We start from the raw sequence: 19,651 nt of genomic DNA on the forward strand, positions 1-19,651 counted from the left end.
GGAAAGTCAGCTCAATTAAGAGCCAATAATTTTACGGCTATCAACCACCAAAAAAGGAAGGTAAAAGCAAGCGCCTCTACCTTCCTTAACACTTCCTATGCAACAACTGCGTCTCGCTCATCATGGGTTTGAGGTTGACCATGCGCTTGATGAGCAATTGCCGCATGTCTGGCATACACAGCGCTGGCAAAAGCCCGGCCTTGCGACAGAGATCGCAGATCGGTCGTATGCCCGAACAATTTCTTGAGCGGGACATCAGCCACAACTTCTACCTGGCCTGTATGTTCCTCTATACCCAGCACCCGGCCATTACGACGTTGCAGATCACCGATCACATCACCGGCATTGGTCGCTGGTGCATCAACGGTGACTGTCATGACGGGTTCTAACAGGACTGGATTAGCGAGTTTCAGCCCGGATAAAACGGCTTCTTTCGCCGCCACCATAAACGCCATTTCACTGCTATCCACCGCATGATAATCACCGTCCAGCAAAGTGACTTTGATGCCCGTGACGCGATGCCCAAGCGGACCTTGCGCCAGTGCCTGCCGTATGCCTTTTTCTACCGCAGGGAAATATACATTGGGAACTACGCCGCCCTTAATGGCATTCTCAAATGCAAACTCACCATCAAACAGCGCCACCCTCATCACAACACGTGCATATTGCCCTTTGCCTCCAGTTTGCTTAGACACTTTGCCCTCAACCTCGACCGTCGGGCCTGCAATCGTCTCTTTGTAGGCCACATGCGGCGCACCGACTTTGACTTCTACACCGGCCTCGCGCCGCACTCTTTCAAGCACGACATCCAGATGCAGCTCGCCCATGCCCCATAAAATGGTTTCACCGGTTTCTGGATTGCCTTCCAGACGTAAAGACGGATCTTCACGACGAAAGCGATCCAGCGCAGTGATCATTTTTGCTCTATCGCTGCTATTACCCGGCTCGATCGCAAGAGCTACAACAGGTTCACCGGCATGGATGGTTTCTAACACCAGCGGCACTACTTTCGACGACAAAGTCTGGCCTGTCAGCACATCTTTTAAACCAGCGATAGCAATAATACTGCCCGCCTCCGCCTGGCTCACACCAGTGCGACGATCGGCATGCACAATATACAAACGCCCTACCCTGACAGGCGCCTGCAAACTGGCATTCCAGACCGTATCGCCCTCATGCAAAGTACCGCCGTAAAGTCGTACAAAGGACAAAGAACCATGCTCGTCATGTACCACTTTAAAGATCAGCGCAGCAAGTGGATCTGCCGCCCCTGTCGCAACTGGCACGGCGACATCATTCAATATCGCAGTCGGTGCAGCAACGTCATCCGGTGACGGCAACCAGTTAATCACCGCATCCAGCAATGGCTCTATCCCTGCATTTTTATAAGCAGAACCAGCCAGCACCGGAACAGCAGAACGCGACAAAGTCATCTGGCGCAAGCCTTGTTTAATCTCGGCAAGGGTGAGCGTGTCATTTGTCAGATATGCCTCTGTCAGATCATCATTGGCTTCCGCCGCAATCGCAGCCACATTGGCATAAGCATCTATTGCTTGCGTAGCCAGCTCAGACGGCAAATCACTTGCAGTCATCATGCCAGCGGCATCCCATGTCAATACGCGTTGATGCAATACATCAATCGCCGCAGAAAAAGTATCACCGGTACCGACCGGGATCATCAGCGCTACTGGACGCGCATGCAAGCGTGTTCGTACTTGTTCCATCACACGATTAAAGTCAGCGCCAAGCTGATCCATTTTATTGACGAAGATGATCATCGGCACAGCATGTTTTTCTGCCTGACGCCAGACTGTTTCTGTTTGTGGCTGGATACCCGCGACGCCGCTTAACACAGTGATCGCACCATCCAACACCCGCAACGAGCGCTCAACTTCAATCGCAAAGTCGATATGACCTGGCGTATCGATCAGGGTAAAAGTATGGCCGTCCCAGACACATTGCGTTGCCGCAGCACCGATCGTAATGCCACGTTCTTTTTCCAGATCCATATGATCCATCGTGGCATTGCCATCGTGCACTTCACCCGTGCGATGGATTTCACCCGTCTTGAGAAGAATGCGCTCTGAGAGCGTGGTTTTACCTGCATCAATATGGGCGATGATGCCGAAGTTGCGGGCGAACTGATGTGTAGAAGTTTTTACAGCATTGCTCAGTGTTGAGCGAAGAGGAGTGGTAGTCATGATGGTACTTTCAACATAGCGAGCGGTCGTGGAATGTCTTATGGGACAAGCGCCGCGGGAGCCATGCGACCACCCGTTGTTCAGTGGTCCCGCGCGCGTTCTTCGTCTGCTAACTTCATGATATATAGCTCCCGATTAATTAAACTGAAGTAAAAAATGAGTACAAGATAAGTAATAAAACTATGGGCCTAAAAACAAAAAAGACCCTAGTGGGCCTTTAATTTTTTTCATTAAGAATAATCTTAAGATGTCATTGAGGGCGCACTGTAGCAATCCGAAACCTTATAAAAAAGTTTCGAAACATCAGAGGTAAAAAAGAGAATGTCCATTGAGTTCATCAACACAGGATAGCAGGGATTATTTGAGAGTCAAGGTCGAATTACGCAATATGCTGTTTATTATTTGCGCAACATTAAATTGCGAACAATTTTATTCATGTGAAAAAATTAGCGACTCTACTTCTACATAAATGGTGACTTGATAAAAAATATCAATAACTACTTAAAGCGCAATCTCATCCAGATGCGTGGAACGAGTATCGGCTACCGGAGGATTATCCGCAGCACGATAGGTCGTCACCAGAGAGAATTTAGTCTGTGTCGTTTGATTACAGCCTGCTGCATGGAACAGATTGCTATGGAACAGCAACACATCACCCTGCCGCAAAGGCACTGTCTTCGCTTGCGCTAACAAACTTTGGTTCTCGGATAAGTCAGCACGCAAAAATAAGGCCGCATCTAATTGCGAAGCAGCGATCGCCAAGCGATGCGAGCCGGGTATCACTAACAGGCAACCATTCTCTACTGTCTCATCGCGTAATGCCAGCCAAGCAGACACCAGTTCAGCACGCTGAAAATGCCAGTAGCGGCTATCTCTATGCCATCCGGTCACACTAGAAAACCGCGGCTGTTTAGTCATAATGCAATTGTGATGCGACTGCACCAGACGCAAGCCCTCTCCCAAAATCTGCCGCAAAGGCTGCACCAACTGATCATTCATTACCCAGTCAGCTACCAAAGAACTGCGACCGATCACCTGCAACACCCGCCGTGCCGTCAATCCACCCTCAGCATCCCGCGACACTGGCGCGCCTGGGTAACGTGTATCCGCCTCATACTCAATCGGCGCAATGTGTGACGCCAATTGTTGCTGAGCAAACGCGATCATCTGTTCACAGATGCTGCCATCGACTTGCGCCGGCAATACCAGATAACCGTTTTGTTGAAATTGCTGAAGTTGTTCTTGAGAGAGCATGATCGTACCAAGCCAAATGAAAATCAGATCGACTATTGTGACATGAAGGGTGGGATTGATAACAGATACAGTCTTGTGCTAAGTGTACTGAACAGATTGATTGTTACTTCATCAAATGATGTTCGCAGTGTCTGTTGAATTTTAAAACACGTTTAATCAATCTATGATTCGGCTTCTTGCTGATCGAGTAACAATCTTGGCCCAGAACCCCGCTCTGACAACTCGTCTAATGGATTACGCAGCTTACAGGCGACTAGAGAGAGACAACCGCAACCAATGCATTCACTTAATTGCTCACGCAATTGGGTAAGACTAGCAATTCTCTCGTCCAGTTCAGCTTGCCACCGCGCTGATAGCCTCGCCCAATCAGCCGCTGTGGGTGTGCGTCCTTCCGGTAAAGCTGCCAAAGCGGTATTGATCGACGCCAGTGAAATCCCAATACGTTGGGCGACTTTTATCACTGCAACCCGACGTAACACGTCGCGTGAATATCGGCGCTGATTTCCGGCGCTACGCCTGCTTTTAATCAAGCCCTTAGATTCATAAAAATGGATGGCGGAGATTGCCACACCGCTGCGCGCCGCCACTTCGCCGACTGCAAGCGAGTGACCAACATCGCTAGGATTAATTTTAGACATAAAATCCTCTTGACCTAAAGTTAAGTTGAGGTTTTACACTAATTCTCATTGATTTTCAATTTCAATTAGGAAACCCGATATGAGTACAGTCATTATTCTCGGTAGCGCCCGCAATCAGGGAAATACCCATCAATTAGCAAGCTACGTTGCCAACGACATAGCGGCTACTCTGTTCAATTTATCGGACTATGAAATAAGTCCTTATGAATATGAGCATAGAAACAGAGATGACGATTTTTTACTCTTAATGAACGAAGTCCTGAAGTTTGAGCACATTATCTTGGCTTCGCCTATATATTGGTATGCGCCTAGTAGCGTGATGAAAGTATTTTTAGACCGACTGTCTGATTTAATCACCATTGAGAAGAGTCTGGGTCGTAAGCTGAGGGATAAGAGTGGCTCTGTCATTGCTACTGGTTGCGATCTTGTGCCACCTCCTTGCTTTGAGCAAATGTTCCAACTAACTTATCGGTACCTAGGTATCGATTATCGGGAGATGCTTTATTGTCCATGCATCGAGGATATAGAGATTCATCAGCATCATTTGGCGATCAATACCTTTATCAGAAAATCGTATGCTAAATGAGCCGATGTTTGCTTGCATATCGAAAAAATTGGCTGCACAAGTACCTCACTTCGTACAAATGCCATATGTTTTACTCGGGAATCTGGATGTTTACTTTGGAAGACTAATCATCGTAAGAGCCATCCCATACTGATGTTTAGACTACGTATTAGAGAGCGCAATTCCACCAATTACAAAACCCCTTGCCCCCACCCAGCCCCAGTGGCAAGATTAGCCAGTGTATTTGCAATAGAAACAGCAACCTACAAAGAGGTATCTCATGGCATCAGGCAAAATTTTAGTGGCGCAGGGTGGTGGTCCGACTGCGGTGATTAATCAGTCTTTGGTGGGTGTTGTGCAAGAGGCGCGGCGCTTTTCGCAGATTACTCGCATCTATGGTGCGCGGCATGGTGTGCGCGGGATTGTGGATGAGGATCTGGTGGATCTGACGCAAGAGACTACTCAGAATCTGGAACTGGTTGCTGCCACGCCATCGTCGGCCTTGGGTTCTACCCGTGATAAACCAGATGCGGCTTACTGTGCAGCGATTTTTAAAGTCTTGCAGGCGCATGAGATTGAGCACTTTTTTTATATCGGCGGTAACGACTCGTCCGACACCGTACGGATTGTCAGCTTGGAGGCGCAAAAAGCGGGCTACCCTTTGCGCTGTATTCATATCCCTAAAACTATCGATAACGACCTGGTCGGCAGTGACCATACGCCGGGTTTCCCTTCTGCGGCACGCTTTGTGGCGCAAGCATTTGCGGGAGCTAACTTAGACAATGCATCGCTACCTGGCGTGTATGTCGGTGTTGTCATGGGCCGGCATGCGGGATTTTTGACGGCGGCTGCGGCGATGGCGAAAAAATTCCCGGACGATGGACCGCATTTGATTTATTTGCCGGAACGGGTGTTTTCCTTAGATAAATTTCTGGCGGATGTCAAAGCGGTTTATACCCAATATGGTCGCTGTGTGATCGCAGTATCAGAGGGGATTCATGATGCCAGCGGCGTTGCCATTGCCAGCCTGCTCGCGACCGAGGTGGAACGGGATGCGCACGGCAATGTGCAGTTGTCCGGCACTGGCGCACTGGCAGACCTGCTGTGTGACGAGATCAAATCTAAGCTCGGCATTAAACGTGTACGTGGCGATACGTTTGGTTATTTGCAACGCTCATTTATTGGTTGCGTGTCGGATGTTGATCAGCGCGAAGCGCGTGAGGTGGGCGAGAAAGCCGTGCAATTTGCCATGTGGGGGCAGCGTGATGGTTCTGTCGCGATCAAACGTCAAGGCGATTATTCGGTGGATTACGAGTTATTGCCGCTGGATGCGGTGGCCGGTAAAACCCGGGTGATGGAGGATGAGTTGATTGCGGAGAGCGGCACAGATGTGACTGAGGCTTTCCGGCGTTATTTGCGACCATTGTTGGGGTCTGGTATGCCAGATGCGTTTCGCCTGCGTTTTAGTCCGGTGGAGAAGATATTAGGAGTTAAGAAGTAAGCTGCGCGGAAAAGCTGTATAGCAAAGGGATAGCGCTATCGGTAAAACTTGGGCATCTTTTTTTAAGTCAGCGTAGATAAGATTGCATGTCGGTGGGTTTTGACCTATATTAATACTCACTATGAGTATATTTAATTGTCCATATAATTGCTGGACAATCAGGCGGTTTTTAATAAAATGATGGGGAGTATATTGAAACATACTGCTATCCATGCACTTTAAAACAGTACCTTAAGACCGTACTTTAAAGTCGTACTTTTTGACTGATACAACTCTACGACGCAATGTTCTACGTTAAAGCATGGCCTTTTGCAGTCCCGCTACATCAGTAATTATTTTTTAGACACAGATCAAACTTATGCAAGCACGTCGCAATTTACTCAAAAAAACCTTGATGCTCACTGCCGCGGGCTTGGTAGTGGGTACGCGGCCACTCATCAGCCTTGCCAGCGATCAGGACAAACCGCATGAGCTTGCGCCGCCGCCAGATTTATTCGACTCGCAAGCGCTGGATATTGATTTTTGGGTACAACCACGAACACTGGATTTAATCCGCCCTGCCAGCGGTGAGCGAACTAAAATTTTGTACTGGAAAGATGGTGAAGTCAAAGAATCCGCCTACGAGCAATTGTGTCATCTGTTGCGTGACGTGAATGGCAAAAAAACCGCACCTATCGATCCTAAATTATTAGAAACTCTGTGGGCAACCCAAGCCTTTATCGCCCGTTTTGGTATGACCAAACCGCTAGAGATTTTATCTGGTTACCGCACGCCAGAATCGAATAAGCGTCTGATCGAAGAAGGGATTCCGGCTGCAAGAAAATCGCTGCATCTGGAAGGCAAGGCCGCCGATATCCGCATCGCGCAATTGCATGAAGAAGTACTGGGAGAATTGATACGCAGCTTCCGCCAGGGTGGTGTCGGTTTCTATTATCGTCCCAGCGCACGGGGCGGCTGGATACACACCGATACTGGTTTGCAAAGAACCTGGAAAGGTTGATGGAAAGGTTGGTATTAAGGTTGATAACTACAGTTTTTGCGAGCGGAAACCTCGTCCCAAAAGCAGCCGTCCACTGCCAGTGATCTTAATAGGGTATACGCCCGGATTCTTTTAGATAAGCGACCCAGCGGTGCGTAATCCCATACATCAAAGTCATGATGAAGACCCAGGCCAGATAACACCGGACTAGTGACGGGTGATATGTCGAGGGCACACCCAGTCGCGTATCATCAAAATTGATCTGCTGATCAAATAACAGTTGCATCGTGATCGCACCCAATACATGAATCAGCATCACATGAACGCAATAAAAAAATAAGGGATGGCTGCCGAACAAGCTCAGCAAGGGTACTTCTTGCTTCACATATTTGTCCATCAACGCCAGCAAAGCCAGGCTAATACTGAGGGTTACGCATAAATATAGCAGCGATGGCGGATACTTATGAATATCGACAAACGACATCAGACTCATCAGCCAGCCACTAGCCTGTGGCGACCAAGGATCTGGATCGCCGTACCAGTTGCCGCTGCGCAAAGCGATAAAACTCAACATCAACAATGTCGATATCAGCAACAAAGTTTGCTGACGCCGTGCAGATGGCTGCAACAGCAGCGGACCTAAACAATATCCTGCCGCCATCAAACCTATCCAAGGCATCAACGGATATAAAACAAAAATACCAAATTGATCACCTAACGGTATCCAACCGCCCTGATGCCATAATTTGAACATGGCAGTCGCGTCCGGGCTATGCAAACTGTCCAGCAAGTTATGCGGCAATAGTAAGGCAGCTGCGACCAGCAAGATGACTGGTCGAGGTAAAAACTGTAATGCTGCCATCACCATCATCGCCACGCCAAGAGCCCAAATCACTTGCAGGAACAAACTGTTGAGTGAAAATTGCCAGCTAAAATTAATCCAGGTCAGCTCCAGAAAAATCAGCAAAACGCCGCGGCTGAGTAGATAGCGCGCCATATTCCACTTGTCTTGATGCTGACTACGTAGAAATGCTGAGATGCCAGCTAACAACACAAACGTCGGTGCGCATAAGTGTGTAATCCAGCGCGTCCAAAACCAGCCTGGGGTGGTGAGCGTTAAATCAAGAGGATTAAAAGGCGTAGGTGCAAAAAAATCGCGTACATGATCCAGCGCCATCAGGACGATGACCAGACCACGCAAGACATCGATAGCAAGTAGGCGATTTGAAGTTTTCATCACGCTGTCCTCAGAGATATTGCAGCCTTTACTTCACAATAAACAGCGTGAATGCATGCCGAAGGAATAGAACTAAACTTGCTTTTAATCAATAGGTTAGAGGACAATATCCTGATGGTCAAGTGCAAGAAAACGTCTGTATAAAAAATATCTTCATCAGAGCACAGGTGACGAAATAATCACAAAAATAAATGCTGTGCAGCGTCGCGGTCATCATCCATCACCAGTTGGCCCGCTTTGCGCCATAATGTCACACCGTTTTTAGCCTCTCTTAAGATTCACACATCATGACTAGCCCAAACTTAGAAAATATTAATGTCACCTCGTTTGACAGCATGCCAACGCCAGAAGATTTGCATGCACGCTTGCCTTTGTCCGAGGCTGCCGCAGCCGTTGTCAACCAAGGTCGTGAAGATTTACGGAATATTTTAGAACGCAAAGACCCGCGTCTGTTTGTAGTAGTCGGCCCCTGCTCTATCCATGATCCGGTGGCGGGTCTGGATTACGCCCGTAGATTAAAAGCGCTGCAAGAAGAAGTGAAAGACACCTTACTGTTGGTGATGCGCGTGTATTTTGAAAAGCCACGCACGACAACTGGCTGGAAAGGTTATATCAACGATCCTGATATGGATGATTCTTTCCACGTTGATCAGGGTATGGAAAAAGCCCGCCAGTTTTTGCTGGATGTTTGTGAGTTAGGACTGCCCACCGGGACCGAGGCACTTGATCCGATCTCGCCACAATATCTGGGTGACTTAATCGCCTGGACCGCAATCGGCGCCCGCACAACCGAATCGCAAACCCATCGCGAAATGTCATCCGGCTTATCGACACCGGTCGGTTTTAAAAATGGTACGGATGGCGACATCAGTATTGCGATTAATGCGATTTTGTCGGCATCGCATCCGCATTCTTTCCTTGGTTTAAATGGTCAAGGACGCGTCGCTATTGTGCGTACCAGTGGTAACCAGCACGGCCATGTTGTATTGCGTGGTGGAGATGGTCGCCCCAATTACGATACGGTGTCAGTAGCGATGGCGGAACAAGCCTTGATCAAAGCAAAGTTGCCCGCCAACGTGGTTGTCGATTGTTCTCACGCAAACAGCTACAAGAAGCCTGAGCTACAACCTTTAGTCATGGCCGATGTGATTAATCAGGTCGTCAATGGATCTAAGGCATTAGTTGGCTTGATGATTGAATCCAATATCGTCGCTGGCAATCAGCCGATTCCAGATGATTTGTCGCAGCTAAAGTATGGTTGCTCGGTGACCGATGGATGCGTAGATTGGGCGACCACCGAGGCTATGCTGCGCGATGCAGCGACTAAGTTGCGGACGATTAAACGCTAATTTTGTTAATTTTTTTGCGCTCAATCTTCTTGGGCTGACTTAACTTCAACACTTAATCAACCCAAGAAAAAATCAACTCATCTCACACTGGCCGTTCTTGTTGCGCCCATAATTGTACCGACGGACGCCGCCACTGATGCTGTGCATATGCCAGTAATTTTTCAGGAACCGGATCGCCATTCAAGGCCAAGCGATTGATCATTAAAGCGAGATCGGTATCCGCAATACACCAAGCATCAAACAAGTTGATTGCTCCGTCCTTGATCAGATCATTGGCGGCGGTAATTAGCTTATTGGCAGATGCCTGCGCCGCGTCTGACAAGGGCGTGGTGATGGGCTTAAAAAATATTCCCTCCGTTGAGCGCTCTTCACGTATCGGCATAAAATCACTACGCAGCCAGGCTTGAATTTGCCTGGCTCTGGCTCTCTGTTGCAAGTCCTCAGGATAAACACGCGCATGCGCGGGAGCTGGAAATAAGTCTTCCAGATATTCGCAAATCGCTGAAGATTCTGACAAATAAAAACCCTCGTGTCCCAAGGTTGGTACGCGGCTAGAAAGCGACAGACTGGCAAAGTCAGCATGGTGATTTTCTCGTGCGCTTAAATTCACTTTTTTCATTTCAAAAGGAATTGCTTTTTCTGTCAATGTCACAAAACTAGACAGTGCATAGGGACTGGTCATTCGAGAATCGATATAGAGAGTGAAATGTTCTTGCGTCAAAACAGGCTCCTTTATTTTGTGGAAGTGATTGAGGAATGATTAAAAAATTATTTAGCTTAGGTGGGTGATTGTACGTGCGCTATTCGTTGCTGATATTTGTCAGATGAGATCAATAAAGAAAAGTTTCCTTTAATTTACCTTATCTCTGTTTAATACATACGCAACCTCAGTTTTACTCTTCATCTCGCCACGCACCCAGCCTTGCAAAGCATAAAACCGGTCTGCCCGCGTATCTGGTTGCGTACCTAATTTAATCTGGTTTGCGCCCCGCTGAAATAGCCAGTCGGTAGCGAGCGTGAGTAAGTTTTTACCGATACCGTAGCCTTCAAATTGGGGCAAAACAAATAGCGCCCAGATCGAGTTATCTTCGGACGCAGCATAAGAAAATCCGACTACCTGCTGATCCATTTCGGCGACCCAACCATGCCCCAGTTTATCCAGATAATCGATACACATCGCTGGCGTAACGGCATTGGGATTGGTCAAGACATTTTCTTTTACGGCAAAGCGGATTTCCATGATGACGGGGATATCTTCGATGGTGGCTATTCTGTAGCTCATGGACATAGTATTGAGTCTGATAAGTTAGACTGATAATTAAACAGACTCAAACAATAAGCTGTTCTGTCTAATAAAGCAAAAATCCCTTGATCAGCAAATGCTATTCAAGGGATTTTCTATATCGTACTACCTATGTTGATCGTCTTATTTTTTACCGCTACCATCCAGACTCAATGCGCCGCTGCCGTGGATGATGACAAATAACAGGCCGCCCATCATAGAAATATTTTTCATGAAGTGGATCATTTGATTTTGCGCCTGATCGGCTGGTACACCCCAGAAGTTATGGAAAATCACCGCAGCAGAGGCAGTAAAAATCAGCATCGCGGCGGCAGCCCAACGCGCTTTCCAACCTAGGATAACTGCTAAACCGCCGCCGAGTTCTACAATAATAGCGGCGATAGCGGCTAACTGTGGCAAAGGCAAACCTTTGCTGGCGATGTAGCCGACGGTGCCGTCAAAACCGGCAATTTTACCTGCGCCAGAAGCGACAAAAATCAATGCGATTAAGATGCGGCCAACTAAGGGGCCAAACTTATTCAGTGCGTTCATATTTTTATACTTTCTAAATAGAGATCAATACGTTATTGGAGAAGACACTAGTGCTTTAAAAAACTAAACCTGCTATTACTCAAAATTGACAGCAAATTACACCGTCAAAGTTCCTGCCCGAAAATCATTAATCGCCTGGAATACTTCTGCCTGACTATTCATCACAAAAGGACCGTATTGCACTATCGTTTCACGCAATGGCTGACCGGCGATGAGCAATGCACGAGTTGGACCCTTAGCGCGAATCCGTACACCGTCGCTGTTGCTGTCGTTACGCAAAATTGCCATACGTTGCTGCGCTACGGTTTTCTCGCCTATCTGTAATTCACCACGATAAACGTAGATAAATGCATTCATGCTGTCCGCCATCGTCTGGGCAAATTCAGCGCCGTCTTCCAGATTGATATCCAGATATAAGGGCTCGGTCACCGCACGTTGCATGGCACCTGTTACGCCATGACTGGCGCCTGCAATCACGCGCACCGTGGCACCATCGGTTGTAAATTCTGGAATATCCGCATGTTGGAAATCTTTGTACCAGGGCGTCATCATTTTGTCCTTAGCAGCCAGATTGAGCCAGAGCTGAAAACCCTCCATGCGCCCTTCTTTTTGCTCAGGTAATTCCGAATGAATCACGCCACGGCCAGCAGTCATCCACTGTACGCCGCCGTCTTCCAACAAACCCTCATTACCAGCGCTGTCATGATGGCGCATCCTGCCGGAGAGCATGTAAGTGATGGTCTCAAAACCACGGTGCGGATGATCGGGAAAGCCGCCGATATAGTCTTGCGGATCATCGGTACCAAACGCATCCAGCATCAAAAACGGATCAAGCCGGTACTGCAAGTTTTGCGTTAACACGCGAGTCAGCTTAACGCCATCGCCATCCGACGTCGCCAACCCAACGATGACTTGCTCCACCGTGCGTGGCTGAAGAACAGTTTCGGAAGTAATTGCAGATGTCATGATGGACTCCATGTTGATGAAAACAATATCAAATTAAAAAATATACTCATTATCAGTATATTTTAATTGTCCATATATTATTTGGACAATAAGGCATTTTTACTAAAAATAATGGGGAGTATATAAAAATCTACCCTCTCCCCATCTTTTTAGCCGGACTTTTAAAGCTGACTTAACAGCGGTGATTTAAGCAATGCCCGATATCAGTAAAGCATTATTATGCTGCAAGGGCCAATTCAATTTGCTGGATTTGCTCGTGCGCAGAAGCGAAAGCGGCTTTCTCTGCATCTGGCCCCATTGCCAAACCTTCAGCAAAAATAAACTGTACATCGGTCATACCCAAAAAGCCCAGGAAGGTTTTTAAATACGGTGTTTGCGTATCATTAGGCGTGTTGCGATACAAGCCACCACGGGTCAAGACAACGACGACTTTTTTGCCAGTTAATAATCCTTCTGGGCCATTTGCACCGTAGCGGAAAGTGACTTGCGCACGTGAGATGGCGTCGATCCAGTTTTTCAATTGCGCTGAAATACCAAAGTTGTACATCGGCACGGCGAGGACTACAGTATCGGCGGCCTGAATTTCAGCGATCAAAGCGTCATCCAGGGCAACGCGGGCAGCTTGTTCTGGCGAACGATTTTCAGCTGGGGTGAACAAAGCACCCAAAGCAGCGCCATCTAAAGCCGGATGCGGTGTCGCACCCAGATCACGCACGGTCAACTGTGCCTCTGGTGTGGCCGTACGCAAACGCTGTACGACGACATTGGCTAAATTGCTGGAATGGGAGGCATCAGCACGGACGCTAGAGTTGATTTGCAGGATATTCATTTTGGAACCTTTTCATGTGAAGTGGTAGTGCATGCACTGTAGCTGTTCCGAAATCAATGCAGAAGATCTTAATTTGGATATCATTGTGCCGATAATGGAACAATAAAGTACAATCGGATGCAAACAACGTAAAATCACACCCCCCCCGTTTACGCCCTTCAGCCACCACCCTTCAATGAAAGATCAGCATGAGCCTGGAAGCCAATGATTTACTGCTATTTGCCCGTGTGGTGGATGAAGGTAGTTTTAGTCGCGCCGCGGAGCGTTTGGGCTTGCCCAAATCCACCTTGTCGCGCCGGATCACGGAACTAGAGTCGCAATTGGGCGAACGCCTGTTATTGCGCACCACCCGCAAACTGAGCGTGACTGATTTTGGGCATGCCGTTTTAGTACATGCGCATCAGGTGACAGCAGAAGTGGAATCGACCATGGCCTTGGCACAGCACCGGCAAGTGCAGCCCAGCGGGCGCTTGCGGGTATCGATGCCGAATGATTTTGCGAACGATGTGCTGGCCAACTTGCTGGCGGATTTTATTGCGACTTATCCGGCGATCTCATTAGAACTCGATTTATCCGCACGACGGGTTGATCTGATCAGTGAGAATTTTGATGTAGCAATCCGCATGGGAGATTTACCCGACGACGCCACTCTTGCTGCCCGTCGTTTGCTGGTCGCTACGGTCGGCCTGTATGCCGCGCCCAGCTATCTGGAAAAACGTGGCATACCGCACGAGCCGGAGGCCTTGATGGAACATGATTGCCTGCGCATATTGACGCGTAATGGCGAGCCTGCCGTCTGGTCATTTATCCGTGGTGAAGAAAGCTGGAAAGGCTCGCCGCCCGCAAGGGCGATTGCAAATTCGCCAGACGCACTGGTACGACTGGCGCGATCAGGCGCGGGGATTACGATGCTGTCTGATTATTTTGCAGAAGACATGATCAAGAGAGGCGAGTTAGTCCAGGTGCTGTGTGACTGGCAGATGCCCTCCGTCACTGCATGGGCAGTTTTCCCCGGAAGGCGCTTAATGCCAGCCAGAACACGGGTGTTTTTGGATGCGCTACAAGCCCATTTTTCCGGGTCTGGCTGCCAAATAATAGAAAACCAAATCAGCGCAAGAAAATCTGCCAATAAAGCGCTTGTCTAATGCTGAAATAAGCTGAGATTGTTTTGCTTATTAATGTCGTCATCACCGCAAAAAATGGATTAAGGGTGATGGCTAATTTAAATAATTTTCAGAATACGCTGAGCGAGTATTCATACAAAAATACTAGCTCAGCGCAGATCATTAAAACTTAAAGTTACCTGCATCCAGCACTAAAGTCGCCGCGCCACAAGCTGGCGTGACAGCTTCACGATTACCGCTAGTGGTGGATTGATTGCTTTCCCACACATCAGCTACTGCGCCGTGTTTCATAAATTTATATTGAATCGCCGTCGATGGTGGCAACTGGATAGTCTGCGACCAAGGCACGTTAGCACCACTTCCCTCAATTGTCATACTGGTCGCTGGCGTCCAATTACTCAGCTCATTTCGGTTGCCCAATACATAGACATTTTGGCCAACAACGGTATTAGCGTTGGCCACGCGGAACTTGACGCTTACCGTTGTGCAGGTTGTTCCGCCACCTGTGCCGCCACCACCTGTGCCGCCACCGCCTGTGCCTGTGATTTTTTGGTTAATATGCAGAGCAACAGCGGGTACGGTAGAACCACCATTTGCCGCAATGCTGACGGTCGCAATCCCATTGCTGCCAACAACAACGCTGTCACTGGTGCATGCCGTTTTAGCGGCGTTCAACTGACCATGTACGACGTTGCAATAAGTACCCGCCGCCAAACCTGTTTGGAATGATGCATTCCAGGCTGAGGCATCATTATTGATCGCCACAAAACCATTCGCGCCACGGCTAAACGCAATCTGATTAATCGTGCCATTGGTGAAATTACCTACACCCTGACCAGATGTAGCGGCGCGAAAAGCCACCATATTAGCGATATCAGACCAGCGATGAATAAAATCCCAATCGACATTAATTTTGGGATTACCACTCGCATCAAACGGACTGGCACTTGGTGCGTTCTGATCCTTATTACTAAAGCGGAAACCCGAGTGAATTTGCGCATGCCCATACGGCCAGGCCAGCATAAAAATATTCGCCAGATCGTAGCGTTTTGTCCCCTGTGTATCATTCGTCACACCGGTGAAATTGCTGGCATTCATTGAATCACCGTTGCGCTCTGTGTCCCAATTATTTACAAAGACAGTGGCTTTAGAACTATCCACAAATCCCCATGTGCCGCCCCAATTGCCAGGTGTGCCCATATAAGTACGAATTTGTGAAAGTTGATTGCCATTGGTAGACCGGAAAGTCTCACGCATGGCCGCAGCAAACTTAAATTCATTGATGGTACCCGCCGAAAAATAGTCAGCGCGGTTGACGGTACCGTCCGCAATAATCTCCTGCGTTACCCAAACTGGCTCGCCAGCAGAAGTCGTGCTAGAGACGCTAGTAACAAATGCCTGCAAGTCAGCGGGTGCCATATGTTTAGCCGCATCAAAGCGGAAACCATCGACGCCCATACCCAACAATTTGGTCAAATAATTTTTGACCTGTCCGCGCACATACGTGCCTTCGGTTTTTAAATCCGGCAGACCGACCAAGCGACAAACGATGACGTTGTTGCGGTTATTGTTGTAGTCACTATCCTGGATATCACATGCCGGATGGAAGTCGTTTGTCCCAAAGTTAGGGTATTGCAAGCTAGTCGAATTCCAGGTCGATCCGTCCGAACCTGTACCCGATCCGGCCGCCATATGATTCACCACCACATCTGCATAAATCCGTACTTTTGCTGCATGACAGGTGTTGATCATGGACTGAAATTCTGCCTCCGTACCCATATTACTTTTCAGCGCGGTAAAGTTCACCGGCTGATAAATGTCGTACCAGGTATTCAGATTAGCAGATGCATGTGGCGGCGATATCTGCACACCGCCATAACCTTGCGGACCCAGCCAGTTTGTACATTCTTTAGCAATATCATTCCAACGCCAATGAAACATCTGCACCGAGGTATCAGCCGAATTAAAGTTAGCCGCTTGCGCTGGCAACGATGCACCCAGCATGCCAAAGGCAATGGAACTTGCCAACACACTGCGACCAAACAGGCGGCGCAATGCGGGTGTATGTTGATGACGACTTGTCGATTTAACGCGTGAATCTACTTTCATGTCTACTCCGTTATTTTTTAAGGTTTGGAAAGTCCCAAAATGCGCCGCGCCATGCCAGCCGTCTATGCGGAGTGCAGCTTGCGGTGTAAGGCAAATGGGTAACAAAAATGCGTAGCAAAAGACCATGCCAGCATGTACAGCCTGGAAGACAGCAGAGATAATTATGCTAAGGGATGAGAGCTACTTCCGATTATTAATGTAGCATAACTACATTTATTTAATAGGTAAAACATCATTTTTTTGAGAAAAATCAACCAAAGTACTTTGGATTTTGTAACTCAGCTACATTTATCGAGTGAGCATTATTACGCTTAACCGCTTTATAGATAAGCCAATTCAAGATGCCGCCGCCGATGGCAATTACTAGAGAGATTTTAACTATTTGAAATATCATTTCCATCTCTAAATCGGTCGCTAAAATTATCCCGAATGGGATAAGACAAAACAAGACGCTAATGAGAAGGATAGAGATACAAATACTTATTTGAGGCCGTTTAATAAACATGGAAAAAAATATCTCCATTACAGATAGAACGCCAACAGTAAGCGGCAATGCTATTGAAGCTACATTATTTGGTAAATGAAAGTCGAATTTATCCAAGAGAAATTTGGCAGCACAAAACAAACCAAAATTTATAAAAATACTCCATTGAAACGGAAGACGCGAAATCGCGAGTTTGAAATTCATCATTTATTCATTTAATTTTTTATGTGAGTTGTGAACATTTTATCCAAGTATTGCGCAATCGAATTACCGTAGAGAGGTCGGTTGCTAAAACGCATAAGAATTAATAAGCTTACTCCCTTCAAAAACAACCATTCCCGCAACAAGCCCGATTTAGTGCTTTTGAACAATAAACCTGCTGCTATACTCGTTTTCGCTCACGTTTTCGCTCTCTCACCCTAGACTCTTACATCAACGCCAATGTCGATATCTGATCCCGCTCAATTACTACAACGTATACCGGAGTTGCAGTCCTTAGTTGATGACCCGAAAATTAGCCGGGCGATTGAGAGTGGCGATCCGTTCAAAGTATATCGGGCGCTGGTGTTGGCGAAGTTATTCCGCCGTCTGCCCGAACACGCCGATGTCCTGCGTCTGCTGACCAGTGAACGGCGTTTGTTTGCCAAGCCACTCAGGGGGACACCATCGCTGGGCAATATCAACTCGGTCGGCTTTGGATTTGTTGGCAAGGCAGAAAAGGATCTGGACGATAGCTATATTGCTTTGCATGCGTTTGTCATTTTGTTTGTGATACCGCTGATACCGCTAGGTGCGTATGTCGTCAAAAGTACAGGGTCACGCAAATGGCAAATTTACGCCCGTGCGCCGCTGGGGATTTTAGGCTGGCTGTACACGCGTGGTCTGGCATTGAGCGCGGTGGTGTTGGTGCTGTCTGGCGCGGCGCATAGTTACCACGAATCTAACTCGCAAGACCTGCTGTTGCTCAATGGCTTTGATGTGCCGCTGACAGTCAATTTTGATCATCAGACCATCACTTTGCCGGCTCAGGGCAGAGCCACGGTCAATCTGAAAGCAGGAAAAGTTCACGGTACCGCGACTGCGACCAACTCCGCCAAAGTGACTGAAGCGGCTGAAGCGGCCGGCGTGATCGATCAATTTGATGAAACCCTCAACAGCAGCGACAGTTACAGTATCTGGAACATCGCAGGCGCTGCACCGCTGCTGCTAAATACGATCGTGTACAGCAAAGTCGCCCCCGAGAATCCTGAAAATCAAGGCAGCCAGATAGTGTATTGCGGCAAGCGTTTTATTGAACTGAGCAACGTCAAATACGCATTTGAAGAGCCGCCAAAAACCATGAGCATGAGTAAGCATGAATCCAGCATCAGCATTAATCATCTGACCGTCGCCACCAGCGACAAGACGCCAGGCGTGCTTGCTTGCATCAACTACGCGATGGATCATGGTTTAGAAAAAGAGATTGCCAGAGCGACCGAAGCATTGGCACAACTGCATGACTGGGACATACGCTACTCCAGCGCTGCGATTGTGACTGCGCAGAGTGTGTCTAACGCAGAGGCTATGCGAGTTGCTGGCCGTATCATGCAAGCCAAACCTGGCGATATGGTGTACGAGCGCATGGTGCAAAATATTCGTGAAGCAGCTGGTCAGCACGAAGCTTTGTTAAGTGAATATGGTGAACGCGCAAAACAGCAACCCGACTCCGCCAATGCACAATATTTGTTTGCCTCTTTACAGTCTGGCGATGAGGGAATTAATGCGATGCAGAACCTGACGCAAAAATTCCCGCAAGATCCCAATATTCTGCGTAGTCTGGTCTGGCGCAAAGCGGCGCATGGTGACTATCAGGGCGCAAACAATGACATCACGCGGCTGCATAAGTTATCCCCTAGCGATGCAGCGCGTTTGCTGGATGTTGAAGTCCGTATAAAGGTCGCTTTGCGTCGTGGCTTTGAGGCGATGAATTTACTCAATGCGGCGGTACGTGACAAGGTGGCAGATAACCGTGCCGGACATGCCGCAGACTTTGGCTTAGTTGCCCGTTATTTTGGCGCTGATCCTGAGATCTACCTGAAAGCCTTGCCGGGTGATGAGCAAAATTTTAGAGCCTTGGATTTTTATCGGGTGCGTTCTGGCTTGCCCGTGACATTGCCGCAAAACGCCCTGCTTCCAGAAATCAAATTAGCAATGGCTTTGCGCAATGCGCCAGCGACCGCCCTCACCATAGCGCGCGATCTCAGCCGCAACCAGATAAGCAGTTTAGGAACCGACCAGCTCACTCTGCTGTATGGCGAAGCTGTGCGTACCAACGACAAAGTATTGCTCACCAAGTTGCAAGGGATTTTACATTTATCAAAAACCGAAGAAACGGCTCTGCAAGGATATTTACGCGGTGAAGATATCTCGCTGGAGCAGTTTGATATTGAACTGGATATTCAGGCTGCCGCTTATCTGATCCGGTCCCGCAATACTCAACTGGCAGCGGCGGAGCGCAGCGCCCTGCGCGCCCGCGCCGCTAGAACCGATCTTCTGCATGGCGTCATCAGTACCGCACTCAATCAATGGCAAGGCTAAACCC

Annotated in this window: 17 protein-coding genes; 6 read left to right on the forward strand and 11 right to left on the reverse strand. The window is 48.2% G+C overall.

Going from position 1 to position 19,651, the window contains the following annotated elements:
* Positions 1-95: 95 nt before the first annotated feature.
* The 3 genes from fusA to soxR all read right to left on the reverse strand — a co-directional run bounded on the left by fusA (position 96) and on the right by soxR (position 4,093).
* The gene (gene fusA, locus RGU72_RS13890; protein WP_322120289.1) at positions 96-2,201 is read right to left on the reverse strand and encodes an elongation factor G; all 2,106 of its coding nucleotides are present in this window, start codon (positions 2,199-2,201) and stop codon (positions 96-98) included.
* Between the two features lie 501 nt (positions 2,202-2,702).
* Complete coding sequence (locus RGU72_RS13895; protein ID WP_322120290.1) at positions 2,703-3,455, reverse strand: phytanoyl-CoA dioxygenase family protein; 753 nt, start codon at positions 3,453-3,455, stop codon at positions 2,703-2,705.
* Between the two features lie 161 nt (positions 3,456-3,616).
* Positions 3,617-4,093: a redox-sensitive transcriptional activator SoxR gene (soxR, locus tag RGU72_RS13900; RefSeq protein WP_322120291.1), complete on the reverse strand. Its 477-nt coding sequence runs from the start codon at positions 4,091-4,093 to the stop codon at positions 3,617-3,619.
* A gap of 79 nt (positions 4,094-4,172) precedes the next feature.
* Between soxR and RGU72_RS13905 the strand changes: the two genes are divergently transcribed.
* The 3 genes from RGU72_RS13905 to RGU72_RS13915 all read left to right on the forward strand — a co-directional run bounded on the left by RGU72_RS13905 (position 4,173) and on the right by RGU72_RS13915 (position 7,159).
* Complete coding sequence (locus RGU72_RS13905) at positions 4,173-4,679, forward strand: flavodoxin family protein (RefSeq protein WP_322120292.1); 507 nt, start codon at positions 4,173-4,175, stop codon at positions 4,677-4,679.
* 259 nt (positions 4,680-4,938) lie between these two features.
* Entirely contained in the window at positions 4,939-6,159 is a 1,221-nt protein-coding gene (locus tag RGU72_RS13910; protein WP_322120293.1) for a 6-phosphofructokinase, read from the forward strand.
* Positions 6,160-6,517: 358 nt separating this feature from the next.
* On the forward strand, positions 6,518-7,159 hold the full coding sequence (locus RGU72_RS13915) for a YcbK family protein (RefSeq protein WP_322120294.1): 642 nt from the start codon (positions 6,518-6,520) through the stop codon (positions 7,157-7,159).
* Positions 7,160-7,244: 85 nt separating this feature from the next.
* Here the strand turns inward: RGU72_RS13915 and RGU72_RS13920 are convergent, their stop codons facing one another.
* Positions 7,245-8,375, reverse strand: a complete 1,131-nt coding sequence (locus RGU72_RS13920) for a DUF1624 domain-containing protein (RefSeq protein ID WP_322120295.1) — start codon at positions 8,373-8,375, stop codon at positions 7,245-7,247.
* Between the two features lie 287 nt (positions 8,376-8,662).
* Here RGU72_RS13920 and RGU72_RS13925 point away from each other — a divergent pair, with 287 nt between their 5' ends.
* A complete protein-coding gene (locus RGU72_RS13925) occupies positions 8,663-9,724 on the forward strand; it encodes a 3-deoxy-7-phosphoheptulonate synthase (protein ID WP_322120296.1) in 1,062 nt (353 codons plus the stop codon).
* A gap of 82 nt (positions 9,725-9,806) precedes the next feature.
* On the opposite strand, the gene yfcF is transcribed toward RGU72_RS13925, so the two are convergent.
* From yfcF to RGU72_RS13950, 5 genes are all read right to left on the reverse strand, one after another.
* Positions 9,807-10,445 carry a glutathione transferase gene (yfcF, locus tag RGU72_RS13930; protein WP_322120297.1) on the reverse strand — a complete coding sequence of 213 codons (639 nt, stop codon included), beginning with the start codon at positions 10,443-10,445 and terminating at the stop codon, positions 9,807-9,809.
* A 129-nt stretch (positions 10,446-10,574) separates the two neighbouring features.
* On the reverse strand, positions 10,575-11,012 hold the full coding sequence (locus RGU72_RS13935) for a GNAT family N-acetyltransferase (RefSeq protein ID WP_322120298.1): 438 nt from the start codon (positions 11,010-11,012) through the stop codon (positions 10,575-10,577).
* Between the two features lie 138 nt (positions 11,013-11,150).
* Entirely contained in the window at positions 11,151-11,558 is a 408-nt protein-coding gene (locus RGU72_RS13940; RefSeq protein WP_322120299.1) for a DoxX family protein, read from the reverse strand.
* 96 nt (positions 11,559-11,654) lie between these two features.
* Positions 11,655-12,524 (reverse strand): pirin family protein, encoded by an 870-nt coding sequence (locus RGU72_RS13945; RefSeq protein WP_322120300.1) that lies wholly within the window; start codon positions 12,522-12,524, stop codon positions 11,655-11,657.
* 217 nt (positions 12,525-12,741) lie between these two features.
* Positions 12,742-13,353 carry an FMN-dependent NADH-azoreductase gene (locus RGU72_RS13950; protein ID WP_322120301.1) on the reverse strand — a complete coding sequence of 204 codons (612 nt, stop codon included), beginning with the start codon at positions 13,351-13,353 and terminating at the stop codon, positions 12,742-12,744.
* 188 nt (positions 13,354-13,541) lie between these two features.
* Between RGU72_RS13950 and RGU72_RS13955 the strand changes: the two genes are divergently transcribed.
* Entirely contained in the window at positions 13,542-14,498 is a 957-nt protein-coding gene (locus RGU72_RS13955) for a LysR family transcriptional regulator (RefSeq protein ID WP_322120302.1), read from the forward strand.
* A 141-nt stretch (positions 14,499-14,639) separates the two neighbouring features.
* Here the strand turns inward: RGU72_RS13955 and RGU72_RS13960 are convergent, their stop codons facing one another.
* Complete coding sequence (locus RGU72_RS13960; protein ID WP_322120303.1) at positions 14,640-16,586, reverse strand: alpha-amylase family glycosyl hydrolase; 1,947 nt, start codon at positions 16,584-16,586, stop codon at positions 14,640-14,642.
* 250 nt (positions 16,587-16,836) lie between these two features.
* Complete coding sequence (locus RGU72_RS13965) at positions 16,837-17,274, reverse strand: hypothetical protein (protein WP_322120304.1); 438 nt, start codon at positions 17,272-17,274, stop codon at positions 16,837-16,839.
* A 237-nt stretch (positions 17,275-17,511) separates the two neighbouring features.
* On the opposite strand from RGU72_RS13965, the gene RGU72_RS13970 reads away from it, so the two are divergent.
* A complete protein-coding gene (locus RGU72_RS13970) occupies positions 17,512-19,647 on the forward strand; it encodes a hypothetical protein (protein WP_322120305.1) in 2,136 nt (711 codons plus the stop codon).
* The last annotated feature ends 4 nt before the right edge of the window (positions 19,648-19,651 follow it).

The sequence above is a fragment of the Undibacterium sp. 5I1 genome (genome assembly GCF_034314085.1).
Classification (GTDB): Bacteria; Pseudomonadota; Gammaproteobacteria; order Burkholderiales; family Burkholderiaceae_D; genus Undibacterium.